The following is a 14,010-nucleotide window of genomic DNA, read 5'->3' on the forward strand; positions in this document are numbered from 1 at the left end:
CCGATGCCCGAGGGCGACACGATCTTCCTGGCCGCCCGGCGACTGCGCGACGCGCTCGCCGGGCGGCCGCTCACGCTCTCGGACTTCCGCGTCCCCCGGTACGCCACGCTCGACCTGCGCGGGCGCGTCGTGGACGACGTCGTGCCGCGCGGCAAGCACCTGCTGGCCCGGGTCGAGGGCGGGCTGACCGTGCACACCCACCTGAAGATGGAGGGCGAGTGGCGGATCCGCCCGGCCGGGGCGCCGCCGCGCGACCACCGGGTCCGGCTCGTCCTGGCGAACGCCGAGTGGATGGCCGCCGGGTACTCGCTCGGCACGGTCGAGGTGCTGCCCACCGGCGACGAGGACCAGGCCGTCGGCGGCCTCGGCCCGGATCTGCTCGGTCCCGACTGGGACGCGGCGGAGGCCGTCCGGCGCCTTGCCGCCGACCCGGACCGCGAGATCGGCGTAGCGCTGCTCGACCAGACGCGGCTCGCGGGGATCGGCAACGTCTACAAGTCGGAGATCCTCTTCCTTCGCGGCGTCCACCCGTGGACGCGGGTCGGCGACGTCACCGACCTGGACGGGATGGTCGTCCTGGCCAAGCGGCTGCTGGAGGCCAACAAGCTCCGGCACGGCCACGTCACCACCGGCGACCTGCGTCCCGGACGCCGCAACTGGGTCTACGGACGGGCCGGACGCCCCTGCCTGCGCTGCGGCACCCGGATCCGCCGCGCCGACCAGGACTCGGCCGTCGGCGAGCGCGTCACCTTCTGGTGTCCGCGCTGCCAACCGGAACGCTGACCGTCAGACCTGGTCCGCCGCCTGGAGCGGAGCCGGGGCCGTCGCCGGACGAGGGTTCTCGGCGCGGCGCAGCAGGTTCGTCCCGGCCGTCATCGCCACCGCTCCGAGCCCGGCGACGAGCGCCGCGATCAGCAGCGTGGCCCGCAGGCCGAGGGTTCCGGACACCGCACCGAACGCGAACGGCGCGACCGCCGCGCCGGTGAACAGGCCGAGCTGCACCTGACCGCCCGCTCGGGCGCCCTCGCCGGGCAGCACGCGCAGCACGGCCGCGAACAGGAGTCCCGTCCATCCCCAGCCGCCCGCGACGGTCAGCGCCGCGCCGGCGACGAAGCAGACGGGATTCCCGGCGGCGGTGATCAGCAGGCCCACGCCGCCCGCGAGCATCATCCCCGCCACGATCGCGGGGTTGCGGCGCGGCGCCCTGTCGGCCGCGATACCCGCCACAAGCCGGACGGCCACCGCGAGCAGCCCCGCGACCGACTGCATGATCCCGGCGAGCCCGGTCGACATCCCCGAATGCGTCCCGATCTGGATGAAGTACGACGCCGTGGCGTTCGACCCGATCGTCGCCAGCGCCGCCGCGACCGTCCACAACCCGAGCACCATCCCCACCCCGCCCCCGACTGGCGCGGAGGGCTCGGACGGCGCAGGGCTTGAAGCCGCAGCGGGGGCGGACGTCTCGCGCGAGAAGGGGGTGACGGCGAGGCCGAGGACGGGGCAGACGAGTGCGGCCCAGAGGGCGGCACGCCAGCCGTGCGGGCCCGCGACGAGGCCCGCGAGCAGGCCGGGCAGCAGCGGGCTCACCCCGAGCGCGGCGCTGACCAGCCCGGACGCCAGCGACAGCCGGTGCGCCGGGACGCGGACCGCGATGAACCGCCCGGCGACCGGCTGGGTGAGCGCCGCGCCCGCACCCGCGACCACCAGCGCGCCGCCGAGCACACCCGCGTTCGGGGCCAGCGCCGCGATCACCAGCCCGGCCGCGGCCAGCGCGTTGACCAGCGCCAGCACGACCGACACCGGCAGGCGGGCCGCGATCCGGCGGGCGAAGGGAGCGCCGGCCGCGCTCATCGCGAAGAACCCGCTCAGGGTGAGGCCGAACACCGTCCCGGAGACCGGGAGCCCGTGCTCGACGGGGGTGGCCAGCGCCGCGACGCCGAACACGGGTGTCATCGCGGCGACGGTGGTGAGGACGACGGCCGCCAGGCCCTTCCAGGGAGTCATGAGGCGATCGTCGTCCGGACGGGCCGCCGGACGCCAAGATCCATCGTCATGCCGGATCGGCATTACCGTGGCGGCATGGACGTCTCGACGCGCTCGCTGCGGTACTTCGTCGCCGTCGCGGAGGAGCTGCACTTCACCCGCGCGGCGGAGCGGCTGTACGTGGCGCAGCCCGCGCTGTCCAAGGCCGTCCGGCGGCTGGAGGACGAGCTGGGCACGCCCCTGTTCGTCCGGAACCGGCATTCGGTGGCGCTGACCGAGGCGGGCCGCTCGCTGCTGCCCGTCGCCCGCGCCGCCGTCGAGACGCTGGACGACTGGGAGCGGCGGGCGCGCGCCGAACGCGACGCCGCCGCGCGCGTGCTGCCGATCGGGTACCACTCGGCGATCGAGCCGGGCCTGCTGCGCGGTGTGACCGAGCGGTTCGCCGAGCTGCGTCCGGACCGGCGGATCGATCTCCGCCTGAACGACTGGGACGACCCGGCGGGCACCGTCCTGTCAGGCCGCGACCGCGCCGCGCTGCTCCGCCTTCCGCTGCCGGGCGCGAACCGGCTCGACCACGAGGTCCTCGTCCGGGAGGGCCGCTGCGTCGCGCTTCCAGAGGGCCACCGGCTCGCCGCGCACGAGACCGTCCGCCTGCGCGATCTGCGGGACGAGACGTTCGTGGCGCTGCCCGCCTCGGCCGGTCCGCTGCGCGACTTCTGGCTGGCCGTCGACCGGCTCGGCACGCAGCCGAGGATCGGCGCCGAGGTGCACAACTCCGAGGACTACTTCCAGGCCGTCCAGGCGGGGCGCGGCATCGCGATGCTGTCGGAGATGACGTCCCGCGTGTACCGGCGTCCGGGCGTCGTCTACCGCCCCGTCGTGGACGCGCCTGAAAGCCGGCTCGCCGTCGTCTGGCCGCGCGGGGACACCGATCCCGTCCTCCGCGACTTCGTCCGCGCCTGCCTGGAAGCCGCCTCAGCCTGGTGAGACCGGGACGAAGTGATTGGCCCGGAAAGCGAGGCGATCGGCCTGGAAAGCCCAGAACCCCGCCCGAGACTCCGGGCGGGGTTCTGCAGGGAAAGCGTCAGGACTGGGCCTGGAACATCCAGTGCTGCTTCTCCAGGTCGGCGGTGATGCCGATGAGGAGGTCCTGGGTGACCGGGTCGGGCTCGTCGGTCGCGGCGATCCGCTCGCGGAACCGGGCGATGATCTCGAACAGGGTGCCGGTCACGGCCGCGACGACCTTGTCATCGTCGAGGTAGCCGGACTCCAGCTGCTGGAGCCGGGTGCGGTCGGCGATCGTGCGGGACCGGCCGTCCGGGTTCACGCCGATCGCGACCGCCCGCTCGGCCACGTCGTCCTGCGCCTGCCGGGCCAGGTCGACGATCTCGTCCAGATGCTCGTGGACCACCTTGAACCGGGGTCCGACCAGGTTCCAGTGCGCCTGCTTGGCGTAGAGGGCGAGGTCGACCAGGTCCACGAGCGCGCCCTGCAGGGCCTCGCCCGTCACCTTCTGCGCGGCCTCGGAAAGGGGGCTCTTCACGGCAGCCATCTTGAGCTCCTTCCGCGTCGTTGCGCTGTGTCGCCAGCACTGAGTCGTGACAACAGCACGGAGTCGTTACAACGCGGAAACCTGCCCTGAAATGCCGCTTTCAGTCGTGACACACCGCACAGGCCCGGTCAAGGATCGTCCGCACCGGCCCGGGAGGGAGCGTGGTCGCGGAACGACCGAGCGAAGTCGAACGACTACAGAACGGAGTCGAATATCTGCCGAGCGACGAACAGGCGCGTGCCGACACGCGGTGGGGCGACCGCGGGAACGGTCGCCGTTCCGGGCCACCGTCAGGCGGCCACCATGTCGGCCCGGAACTCGCCCGCGATCTCTTCCGGCGAATCGGGCACCGTGTCGGTGCTGATGCGCTCGTGCTCGGGCGGCGCGCCGGCCATCACCGGCTCGTGCTGCAGCTCGGCCAGCGCCAGCTGGTCGGCCACCTCGCGCAGGACGTGGCTGAGCGGCACCCCGAGGGCTTTGCAGATCGAGGACAGCAGCTCGGAGGACGCCTCCTTCTGCCCACGCTCAACCTCGGACAGGTAGCCCAGCGACACCCGGGCCGCCGCCGACACCTCGCGGAGGGTGCGCCCCTGGCGCAGCCGCAGCGCCCGCAGGACGTCACCGAGCAGGCTGCGAAGCAGGACCATCGTCTCGCTCCCTCCCTCAGTTCGGACCATCTGCCGGTTCCACCGTACCCGCCCGGAGCGCGGCCGTGGCAGACCGTCGATTTCGTGTTCGCTCGGAACGTAACGCTGTAATCAGCCCGACTCTTCCCGATCTTTCTGAGCGTCCCCGGCCGCGGGCTCCGCGTCAAGTCCGATCAGGACGCGACGTAGCAGGTCAAGGGCGTGCACCACGGTCATGCGGCGCAGCACGGCGCGGCTCTCGGCGCCCGATCCGGGCACGGGGAGTCGCGGGCGCGTTACGCGGAACGCATTTCCGGGTCCGGCCACCGCGATATAGACCGTTCCCACAGGTTGGTCATCCTGGGGCTCCGGACCGGCGACACCGGTCACCGCGAGGCCGTAGTCCGCGCCGAGCCGGTCGCGCGCGCCGCCGGCCATCTGCAGGGCCACGTCCGGATGGACGGCGCCCTCGGCGGCCAGCAGGGAGCCGTCCACGCCGAGCAGCCGCTCCTTGAGCACGGTGGCGTACGCCACGACGCCGCCCGCGTACGTGGCGGACGATCCGGGCATCCGGGTCAGCTCCGCGCCGATCAGCCCGCCGGTGAGCGACTCGGCGGTCGCGACCGTCGCGCTCCGCTCGGCCAGCAGCCGGTGGACGACCCGGTCGAGCGACTCGTCGCCCTCGGCGTAGACAGCGTCGCCGAGCAGCTCGCGCACCCGCCCCTCGGCCTCGGCCAGCAGCGCGGCCGGGTCCTCACCGGCGGCGGTGATCCGGACCCGGACCTCCGACGGGTCGGGCAGGTACGCCAGCGTCACGCCGGGCATCTCCTCGACCTCGGCGACCCGCGCGGCGACGACCGACTCCCACACCCCGGCCGTGCGCAGCGTGCGGCGCGCCACGGCGGGCAGCCCGGCGCGCTCGGCCAGCTCGGGCAGGACGATCTCGTCCATGATCGTGCGCATCTCGTACGGCACGCCGGGCAGCGCGTAGACCGGCCCGCCCGGCAGCTCGACCCGCAGGCCGGGCGCGCTGCCCGCGGAGTTCGCGAGGACGCGGGCGCCCTCCGGGACGTCGGCCATGCGCAGCGCCATCGGCTGCAGCTCGGCCCCGGACGCCGCCACCCGCTCGCGCAGCCGGTGCTCCAGCGCCCCCTCCCGGACGAGCGGCACCCCGGCGGCCTTGGCCAGCGCGTCCCGGGTCAGGTCGTCGGACGTCGGGCCGAGGCCGCCGGTGGTGATCACCGCGTCCGCGCGCCCCAGCGCGTCCCGGACGGCCTGGATGATCTCGTCCAGCCCGTCACCCACGACCACGCTCCGCGTGACCTCGACGCCCCGCTCAGCGAGCCGCTGCCCCAGCCAGGCCGCGTTCCCGTTGATCGTGTCGCCGAGCAGCAGCTCGTCCCCGACCGTCAGCAGTTCCACACGCAGCACGGTCGCCCCCTTCCGTCCAGGCAACAACCTACTGCCCGCCGCCGACAGTCCCGCGAGCACCCACACCAGTCACCATCGGCGACTGAATGGACACGTACGGCAACGATGGATCAGCGCGCCGTGGCGGCTTTGCGCAGGCGCCACGCCTGGAAGAGGTAGTCGACGCCGGTCACGACCGTGACGATCAGCGCGGCGGCCATCGCGACCCAAGCGACCGGCTGGACGAACCCCGGCAGTGGCAGGACGTAGAGCCCGATCGCGAGGATCTGGAGCGTCGTCTTGAGCTTGCCACCCTTGCTGGCCGGGATCACCCCGTACCGGATCACCACGAACCGCAGCAGCGTGATCCCGATCTCGCGGACCAGGATGGCGATGGTCACCCACCACCACAGCCGCCCGAGCACCGACAGCGAGATTAGCGCCGCGCCGGTCAGCGCCTTGTCCGCGATCGGGTCGGCGATCTTCCCGAAGTCGGTGACCAGGTTGTACTTGCGCGCCAGGTCACCGTCGATCTTGTCGGTGACCGACGCGGCCGCGAACACCGCGAACGCGGCGAGCCGCCAGGCCGTGGTGTCGCGCAGCAGCAGCCACACGAACACCGGCACCAGCAGGATGCGCACCAGGGTGAGCAGGTTCGCGACGTTGTAGAGGCTGGCGGGCGGCGGGGGCGGCGGCTCGGCCACCGGCCCCGGCGCGCCGGGGGTCATGAGAGTTCCGCCACGAGATCCACGCCGTCGCTGCCGACCACGGTCGCGGTCACGAACTCACCGATCGACAGGCCCTCGCCGCGGACCAGCACCATGCCGTCCACCTCCGGGGCCTGGTGCTCGGCGCGTCCCTCGTAGCCGTCGGCGGTCTTCTCCTCGACCAGCACGGAGATCTCGGTGCCGATCCGGTCCTCGGCGCGCTGCGCGGTCAGCTCCTCGGCCAGCGCCGAGACCTCCTCGACGCGGCGCGCGACCTCGGCGGCGTCGAGCTTGCCGTCCAGCGTCGCGGCCTCGGTGCCGTCCTCGTCGGAGTAGCCGAACACGCCGACCGCGTCGAGCCGCGCGTCGGTGAGGAACGCCATGAGCTCGTCCAGGTCGTCCTCGGTCTCGCCGGGGAAGCCGACGATGAAGTTGGACCGGACGCCCGCCTCGGGGGCCAGCTCGCGGACGCGCCGCAGCAGCTCCAGGAACCGCTCGCGGTCGCCGAAGCGGCGCATCGAGCGCAGCACCGGACCGGCGGCGTGCTGGAAGGACAGGTCGAAGTAGCGGGCGACGCCGGGCGTCTGGCAGAGCACCTCCAGCAGGCCCGGGCGCAGCTCGGCGGGCTGCAGGTAGGACGCGCGGACGCGCTCCACGCCGTCCACGGCGGCCAGCTGCGGCAGCAGCTTCTCCAGCGCGCGCAGGTCGCCCAGGTCCTTGCCGTAGGACGTGGAGTTCTCCGAGACCAGGACCAGCTCGCGGACGTCGTGCCCGGCGAGCCAGCGCGCCTCCTCCAGCACCTCGGCCGGGTTCCGGGACACATAGGCGCCGCGGAACGCCGGGATCGCGCAGAAGGTGCAGCGGCGGTCGCAGCCGGACGCCAGCTTCAGCGGCGCGACCGGTCCCCCGCCGAGGCGGCGGCGCAGCACGCGCGGCCCGGACGCCGGGGCCACGCCGTCCGGAAGGTCCGAAGGCGCGTCCTGGCCGGGCTCCGCGCCGGACGACGCGGCGTCGCCGTGGCCCGGGATCGCCACGGACGCGGCGGATCCGGAGCGCTCGACCGGCGAGATCGGCAGCAGCGTGCGGCGGTCGCGCGGCGTGTGCGCGTCGCGGCGGCGGCCGGCCATCACGTCGTCCAGCCGCTCGCCGATGCCGGCGTAGTCGTCGAAGCTCAGCACCGCGTCGGCCTCGGGCAGCGCCTCGGCCAGCTCCGCGCCGTACCGCTCGGCCATGCACCCGGCGGCGACGACCTTCGCGCCGGAGTCGTGCGCGGCGAGCAGCGTGTCGATGGAGTCCTTCTTGGCCGCGTCGATGAACCCGCAGGTGTTCACCACGACCACGTCGGCGCCGTCGGAGCTGTCGGTGAGGTCCCAGCCCGCGCCCTCGATCCGGGCGGCGAGCTCTTCGGAGTCGACCTCGTTCCGGGCGCATCCGAGCGTGACGAGGGAGACCGTGCGGCGGTTGGACATGCCTCCAAAGGTAACGGGCGCCGGACCCTCCGCGGACCACCGGAGCCCCCGCCGGGACCACCGCGCCGCCTGCCGGAAGCACACCGGGGACGTCCGGCCGGGCCGGCAGAGGCCCACCGCCGCGGGGTCAGGCGGACTGGGTGTCCTGCGGCTTGGGATCGGACGGGGTGAACTTCAGCGTGAGAACGTTCCCGTTCGCGCCCGGCGAGCCGATGTCCCGGCCGTTCACGATCACCCGGACACCGCCGCCGTTGCCGATCACGACGCTGATCACCTTGCGGGCCGACCAGCCGCGCGCGTCGCCGGCCGACAGCGTCCCGCTGAACAGCGACCGGCCCTTGTCGCCCCGGACGTCCACCCAGGTGGACCGGCGCGCCTTCAGCTTGATCTGGACGCCCTTGTGCGGCGTCGCGCTCGGCGAAGGGGTCGCGGTCGGCGGCGGCGTGCTCGGCTTGGGCGCCTCGGGCGTGCCCGCGACCTGCTGGGCGGCGTGGTGCTCGCCACCGCCGCCGCTCACCACCTGGAAGATCCCGTAGCCGACGACCAGGACGAGCGCGAGCGCCATCGCGGCCGTCCAGTTCGGGGAGCGGCGCTCGCGCAGCGGGACCGACGCCTCGGGCTCGAACGCCGCGACGGCCGACACCGGCTGCGGCGCGCCGCCGTGCGTCTCGTCGTACTCCTGGACGAGCGGCTCCGGATCGATCCCGATGACCCGCGCGATGCTGCGGATGTGCCCGCGCGCGTAGAAGTTGCCGCCGCACGGGCTGAAGTCGTCGTGTTCGATCGCGCGGACGACCGTCTCGCGGATCCGGGTGCGCAGGCTCACCTGGGTGAGGGTGAGTCCGGCCCGCTCGCGCTCGCTCGCCAAGGTCTCACCGATGCTCACGCGAGCCTCCCTCAGAGCGCACCATCAGGCGACCAACCCCCATGCCGGTGGTTCCAGTCTAGAAAGCGCCATGCCCCCGGAGCGATAGCCAACACATGGGAAACGGGGCAAGATTTCGCATCATTCCGTCCACGTTCGGGCCATCGACCGCCGCCGTTCACGGCGGGCCCGGCCCGACCACAAGTGGATCATGCTTCGGGCCCGCGGACACGCCGACGCGCAGAACTCGGCCCGCATTTCCGGCGGCCGGCCTGAACACACGAGCGAAACCGGGCGGCCGGACGGCGCGCCGCCTTCGAACGAATCCGCGGACGGCCCGCGCGCCGCGTGTTCGAACGGAGCGCCGGCCGCACGGCCGAAAGGGGCGTCAGCCGCGTGGTCGCAAGGGCACCCGGCCGCGTGGGCGAAAGGGGTGTCAGGAGGCGCCGCGGACGTCGGCGAGGACGCCGGCCAGCTCGTCCGGCTTGACGAGCACGTCGCGGGCCTTGGACCCCTCGCTCGGGCCGACGATGTCCCGGCTCTCCATCAGGTCCATCAGGCGGCCCGCCTTGGCGAACCCGACCCGCAGCTTGCGCTGGAGCATGGACGTCGAGCCGAACTGCGTGGTCACGACGAGCTCGATGGCCTGCACGAGCAGGTCCATGTCGTCGCCGATCTCCTCGTCGATCTCCTTCTTCGGCCCGGTGGGCGCGGCGACGTCCTCCCGGTAGGACGCCTCCATCTGCGCCTTGCAGTGGTCGACGACCGCGTGGATCTCCTTCTCGGAGACGTAGGCGTTCTGCAGCCGCATCGGCTTGGACGCGCCCATCGGCAGGAACAGCGCGTCGCCCTGGCCGACCAGCTTCTCCGCGCCCGGCTGGTCGAGGATGACCCGGCTGTCGGCGAGCGAGGACGTCGCGAACGCCAGCCGGGACGGCACGTTCGCCTTGATCAGGCCGGTCACCACGTCCACCGAGGGGCGCTGGGTGGCCAGCACCAGGTGGATGCCCGCCGCGCGGGCGAGCTGGGTGATCCGGACGACCGAGTCCTCGACGTCGCGGGGGGCGACCATCATCAGGTCGGCCAGCTCGTCGACGATGACCAGCATGTACGGGTAGGGCGTGTAGACCCGCTCGCTGCCGGGCGGCGCGGTGAGCTTGCCCGCGCGGACGGCCTTGTTGAAGTCGTCCACGTGCCGGAAGCCGGACGCGGCGAGGTCGTCGTAGCGCCGGTCCATCTCGCCGACGACCCATTCGAGCGCCTCGGCGGCCTTCTTGGGGTTGGTGATGATCGGCGTGATCAGGTGCGGGATGCCCTGGTACATGGTGAGCTCGACCCGCTTGGGGTCGACCAGGATCATGCGCACCTCATCCGGCGTGGCCCGCATCATGACCGAGGTGATGAGGCCGTTGATGCAGGTCGACTTGCCCGCGCCGGTCGCGCCCGCGATGAGGATGTGCGGCATCTTGGCCAGGTTCGCCACGACCGTGCGGCCCTCGACGTCCTTGCCGAGGCCGACGATCATCGGGTGGTGCTCGTTGGTCGCGGCGGGCGAGCGGAGCACGTCGCCGAGGCTGACGATGTCCTTGTCCACGTTGGGGATCTCGACCCCGATGGCGGACTTGCCGGGGATCGGGGAGATGATCCGGACTTCCGAGGACTTCACCGCGTAGGCGATGTTCTTGGTCAGCGCCGTGATCTTCTCGACCTTCACCGCCGGGCCGAGCTCGATCTCGTACCGGGTGATCGTCGGGCCCCGGGTGAACCCGGTGACCTGCGCGTCGATGTTGAACTGCTCCAGCACCTCGGTGAGCGAGTTGACCACGGTGTCGTTGGCCTTGGTGCGCGGCTTGGCCACGCTGCCGGGACGCAGCGTCGCCGGGTCGGGCAGCTCGTAGATCTCGCCGGACGACGACAGCGGGAGCTGCTCGGTGCGGGACGGCGCGGGGCTCGGGTCCGGGACGTCCGGCGCGTTGCCGGGCGAGACGAGCAGATCGTCCGGGATGTCGTCCTCGACCGGCGGCGGGGGCGGCATCGGGACGTCGTCGGAGCCGAGCGGGTCGGGCCCGAAGATGTCGTCGGCGAGGTCGCCCTTGCGGTTCTTCTTGGCGGTCTCGTCGTCCAGGACGGGCGTGTCGTACGGCCGGGAGTGCTCCCCGACCTCCAGCTCCGCGTCCTCGTCCTTCTTCTTGCGGCGGCGCTTCGGCTTCTCGTCGCCGTCGGCCTCGTCCTCCGGACGCGCCGGGCGGCCCTGCAGCGTCGCCACCGACCACAGCTCGGCGAGCCGGTCTGGGACGCGCGCGATCGGCGTCGCGGTCACCACGAGCAGCCCGAACCCGGACAGCAGGAGCAGCAGCGGCACCGCGACCCACGCCGACAGCGCGGCGCGCACCGGCGCGGCGACCAGCCAGCCGATCACGCCGCCCGCGCCGCGCACCCCGTCCATGTCGTGCGCCGGGGTGGGGCTGCCGGACGCGATGTGGATGATGCCGAGGACGCCGACGCCGAGCGCGGTGAGGCCGATGACGACGCGTCCGGTGTCCTCGTTGTGCTCGGGATGCCGCAGCGTGCGCCACGCGAGGACGGCCAGCACGACCGGCAGCGTCATCGCCAGCACGCCGAGCGCGCCGCGCACGACGCGTTCGAGCGCGACCGTGACCACGCCCTCGGGCGTCCACCAGGTGACCGACGCGAGCACGATCGCGGCGCCGAGCAGCGCGAGGCCGAGCCCGTCGCGGCGGTGCTCCTCGTCCAGCTCGCGCGCGCCGTTGCCGTACGCGCGGAAGATCGACCCGACCGCCACGGCGGCCAGGTGGTAGAGCTTGAACAGCAGCTTGAACAGGCCCAGCACCAGCTGCGGCACCGGATCGGGCTGGCTCGGCTGCTTGCGCGCCGGGGCCCGCTTCGACCCGTTCGCCCGGGGCTTGCGCGGCGCGGGCGGCTTGCCGCCGCCGCTCTTGGCCCCACCGGACCGGGCGCCGCCGCCCTTCCCCGCCGCCCCGCCACCCCCGGAACGCGAGGACGACGACGCGGTCTTCGCTCCCCCGGACGCACGTGTGGCCATGCTGATGAGATTAACCAAGTCCGACCGGGGTTCCCAGGATCGCCCCGGCGTGTCAGTGCGACCCCCGGAATCCCGTTATGTCCCCTGGGACGTCCGGGACCCGCGTCTGGATGCTCCCAGAATGGGAGCCCGCGGGGGGCTAGCGGAGGCTAGCGGGTGGCGGTGAGGGCGTCGCGGAACTCGGCGGCCGTCCGGTAGCGGCGGCTGAGATCGGCCTCCAGCGCGCGCCGCAGCACCGCGACCAGCGGCCCCGGAGCGCCCGGGACGTCCCGCACGGGCGCGCCGCGGCTGCGCAGCAGGTGGGCGACGAGCGCGGCGGCCGGGAGCGCGCGTTCGGGCGCGTGCGGCGGACGGCCCGCCAGCAGCGCGTACAGCGTCGCGCCGAGCGAGTACACGTCCGCCTGCGCGGACGGCGGCGCGTCGTCGAACATCTCCGGGGCCGCGTAGACCGGGGTCATCGCGAGCGTGATCGACACGTCCTGGCCCGGGACGGGCAGCGCGGCGATCCCGAAGTCGGCGAGCGCGACCCGGTGGAACCGGGTCAGCAGCAGGTTCGCGGGCTTGATGTCGCGGTGCAGGACGCTGTGCGCGTGCGCCGCGTCCAGCGCGTCCGCCACCTGGATCCCGATCTCCCGGACGCTCACCGCCGGCATCGGCCCGCGCGTCCGCAGCCCGTCGGACAGCGACCCGCCGGGGCACAGCTCCATGACCAGGTACGGACGCCCGCCGGGGAGCGTCCCGGCGTCGTAGAGCGTCACGACGTTCGGGTGCTCGGAGAGGCGCACGCAGGCGTCCAGCTCCCGCTGGAAGCGGCGCCGGTCGCGCTCGTCCACGATCCGCTGGTGCACCAGCTTGATCGCCACCTCGCGGCCGAGCGCCGTCCGGCGCGCCCGGTAGACCGCCGCGTTGCCGCCCTCCCCGAGCTTCTCGAAGATCTCGTACCCGTCCAGCTCGAACCCGGCCGGTTCCACCCGTTCCGGACGCGCGTCCCAAGGCATCGGCGGCCGAGGCGCCGCCCACGGCACCGAGGGCCCGCGCTCCGGCACCGGCGGTCTCCGCAGCGTGGCGCCGGTCGCATCGAGCTCCGCATCGGCCACCGCGCCCGTGAGGTGAGGCCTGTCGTTCTGCCTTCTGTCCAGCGTGACGTCGGCGACGAGGCAGGTGATGTTGTCCGGGCCGCCGGCCCGCCTGGCCAGCTCGATCAGCTGCTGGACCGCCCTGTCCGGGTCCTGCGCACCGGTCAGCGGAACGTAGATCGTCTCGGGGGTCAGCACCGAGTACAGGCCGTCGGTGCACAGCAGGTAGCGGTCGCCGAGCTGGGCCTCGCGGAGGCTCAGGTCCGGGTCCGGGTCGTCGCTTCCGTCCAGCGAGCGCAGCAGGACCGAGCGCTGCGGGTGGGCGGCGACCTCGCCGTCGGCGATCTGACCCTCGTCCGCCAGCGACTGCGCCACCGTGTGGTCGTGGGTGATCTGGAACAGCTCACCGTTGCGCAGCAGGTAGGCGCGCGAGTTGCCAATGTGGACGAGCGCGAACTGGTTGCCCGACGACAGCATCGCGGTCAGTGTCGCACCCGCGCCCGGCCGGTGCGGACCGGCCAGGCCGTTCACCGCGAGCCCGCGGTTGGCGTACGCGACGGCGTTCTCCAGCGAGCTCAGGAGATCCCTCTGGGGCACCTGCCGGACGTCCAGCTCCCGGAGTGCGGCGATCACCGCCGCGCCCGCGGCGCCCTCCGCGGAGCCGCTGTCGGAGACCGCGAGCAGATGCGGTCCCGCATAGCCGGAATCGGCGTTGACCTCGCGGAGCGTGCCCACGTCCGAACCCACGGCGTACTCGTACGCCACCGCCGAAGCCTCGCGCGCCACTCAGCCCTCCGCCGCCGTCGTCTCCGCACAAAGTAGCGCGCTGCACCCGCCCGCACGAGTGGCTTGTGAAGGCGGTCCGGACGTGCGACGGCCCCGGAACGGGGAGCGTTCCGGGGCCGCCTGCGGCCGGGGCGAGGGTCAGACCTCGACGACGACCGGGATGATCATGGGGCGGCGGCGGTAGTTGTCGCTCACCCACTTGCCGACGGTGCGCCGGATGATCTGGTTGATCTGGTGCTGGTCGTTGACGCCGTTCAGGCCGGCGTCGCGGAGCGCGTCCTCCAGGCGGTCGATGATCTCGTCGAAGTCCTGGTTGACGATGCCCGCGCCGCGGGCGTGGATCTCCGGTCCGGCGACCAGCTTGCCGGAGGTGGAGTCGATCCCGACGACGATGGACACGAAGCCCTCCTCGCCGAGGATCCGGCGGTCCTTCAGCGAGGTCTCGGTGACCTCGCCGACTGACAGCCCGTCC

The 14,010-nt window shown here is 73.2% G+C and carries 11 protein-coding genes and 1 pseudogene; 2 read left to right on the forward strand and 10 right to left on the reverse strand.

The features are described 5' to 3' along the window. The first annotated feature begins 3 nt into the window (after positions 1-3). Positions 4-783: an Fpg/Nei family DNA glycosylase gene (locus FHU30_RS20705; RefSeq protein WP_253877986.1), complete on the forward strand. Its 780-nt coding sequence runs from the start codon at positions 4-6 to the stop codon at positions 781-783. A 3-nt stretch (positions 784-786) separates the two neighbouring features. Here FHU30_RS20705 and FHU30_RS20710 read toward each other — a convergent pair whose 3' ends face one another. Beyond that, positions 787-2,004, reverse strand: coding sequence for an MFS transporter (locus FHU30_RS20710; protein ID WP_253877987.1), 1,218 nt, complete (start codon positions 2,002-2,004; stop codon positions 787-789). A gap of 75 nt (positions 2,005-2,079) precedes the next feature. On the opposite strand from FHU30_RS20710, the gene FHU30_RS20715 reads away from it, so the two are divergent. Continuing rightward, on the forward strand, positions 2,080-2,970 hold the full coding sequence (locus FHU30_RS20715) for a LysR family transcriptional regulator (RefSeq protein ID WP_253877989.1): 891 nt from the start codon (positions 2,080-2,082) through the stop codon (positions 2,968-2,970). A 97-nt stretch (positions 2,971-3,067) separates the two neighbouring features. Here FHU30_RS20715 and FHU30_RS20720 read toward each other — a convergent pair whose 3' ends face one another. From FHU30_RS20720 to FHU30_RS20760, 9 genes and pseudogenes are all read right to left on the reverse strand, one after another. Then, the gene (locus FHU30_RS20720) at positions 3,068-3,535 is read right to left on the reverse strand and encodes a Dps family protein (protein WP_253877991.1); all 468 of its coding nucleotides are present in this window, start codon (positions 3,533-3,535) and stop codon (positions 3,068-3,070) included. A 290-nt stretch (positions 3,536-3,825) separates the two neighbouring features. After that, positions 3,826-4,182 carry a helix-turn-helix domain-containing protein gene (locus FHU30_RS20725; protein WP_117361047.1) on the reverse strand — a complete coding sequence of 119 codons (357 nt, stop codon included), beginning with the start codon at positions 4,180-4,182 and terminating at the stop codon, positions 3,826-3,828. A gap of 111 nt (positions 4,183-4,293) precedes the next feature. Next, positions 4,294-5,592 carry a CinA family nicotinamide mononucleotide deamidase-related protein gene (locus FHU30_RS20730; RefSeq protein ID WP_253877993.1) on the reverse strand — a complete coding sequence of 433 codons (1,299 nt, stop codon included), beginning with the start codon at positions 5,590-5,592 and terminating at the stop codon, positions 4,294-4,296. Positions 5,593-5,702: 110 nt separating this feature from the next. After that, positions 5,703-6,299, reverse strand: a complete 597-nt coding sequence (gene pgsA / locus FHU30_RS20735) for a CDP-diacylglycerol--glycerol-3-phosphate 3-phosphatidyltransferase (RefSeq protein ID WP_253877995.1) — start codon at positions 6,297-6,299, stop codon at positions 5,703-5,705. Beyond that, the gene (rimO, locus tag FHU30_RS20740; protein ID WP_253877997.1) at positions 6,296-7,747 is read right to left on the reverse strand and encodes a 30S ribosomal protein S12 methylthiotransferase RimO; all 1,452 of its coding nucleotides are present in this window, start codon (positions 7,745-7,747) and stop codon (positions 6,296-6,298) included. The genes pgsA and rimO overlap by 4 nt, the downstream gene beginning before the upstream one ends. 127 nt (positions 7,748-7,874) lie before the next feature. Next, entirely contained in the window at positions 7,875-8,633 is a 759-nt protein-coding gene (locus FHU30_RS20745; protein WP_253877999.1) for a helix-turn-helix domain-containing protein, read from the reverse strand. Positions 8,634-9,048: 415 nt separating this feature from the next. After that, a complete protein-coding gene (locus tag FHU30_RS20750; RefSeq protein WP_253878001.1) occupies positions 9,049-11,676 on the reverse strand; it encodes an FtsK/SpoIIIE family DNA translocase in 2,628 nt (875 codons plus the stop codon). Between the two features lie 149 nt (positions 11,677-11,825). Next, positions 11,826-13,538, reverse strand: a complete 1,713-nt coding sequence (locus tag FHU30_RS20755) for a bifunctional protein-serine/threonine kinase/phosphatase (RefSeq protein WP_253878003.1) — start codon at positions 13,536-13,538, stop codon at positions 11,826-11,828. A 138-nt stretch (positions 13,539-13,676) separates the two neighbouring features. Next, positions 13,677-14,010, reverse strand: a pseudogene (locus tag FHU30_RS20760) (RNase J family beta-CASP ribonuclease); the annotation flags it as partial.

This window comes from Actinomadura rupiterrae (genome assembly GCF_024172125.1).
In the GTDB taxonomy this organism is placed as follows: domain Bacteria; phylum Actinomycetota; class Actinomycetes; order Streptosporangiales; family Streptosporangiaceae; genus Spirillospora; species Spirillospora rupiterrae.

Excerpts from the sequence above, each read along its gene's own strand:
- FHU30_RS20710 (WP_253877987.1), bottom strand. The coding sequence starts at position 2,004 with ATGACTCCCTGGAAGGGCCTGGCGGCCGTCGTCCTCACCACCGTCGCC.
- FHU30_RS20725 (WP_117361047.1), bottom strand. The coding sequence starts at position 4,182 with ATGGTCCTGCTTCGCAGCCTGCTCGGTGACGTCCTGCGGGCGCTGCGG.
- FHU30_RS20720 (WP_253877991.1), bottom strand. The coding sequence starts at position 3,535 with ATGGCTGCCGTGAAGAGCCCCCTTTCCGAGGCCGCGCAGAAGGTGACG.
- rimO (WP_253877997.1), bottom strand. The coding sequence starts at position 7,747 with ATGTCCAACCGCCGCACGGTCTCCCTCGTCACGCTCGGATGCGCCCGG.
- pgsA (WP_253877995.1), bottom strand. The coding sequence starts at position 6,299 with ATGACCCCCGGCGCGCCGGGGCCGGTGGCCGAGCCGCCGCCCCCGCCG.
- FHU30_RS20750 (WP_253878001.1), bottom strand. The coding sequence starts at position 11,676 with ATGGCCACACGTGCGTCCGGGGGAGCGAAGACCGCGTCGTCGTCCTCG.
- FHU30_RS20715 (WP_253877989.1), top strand. The coding sequence starts at position 2,080 with ATGGACGTCTCGACGCGCTCGCTGCGGTACTTCGTCGCCGTCGCGGAG.
- FHU30_RS20705 (WP_253877986.1), top strand. The coding sequence starts at position 4 with ATGCCCGAGGGCGACACGATCTTCCTGGCCGCCCGGCGACTGCGCGAC.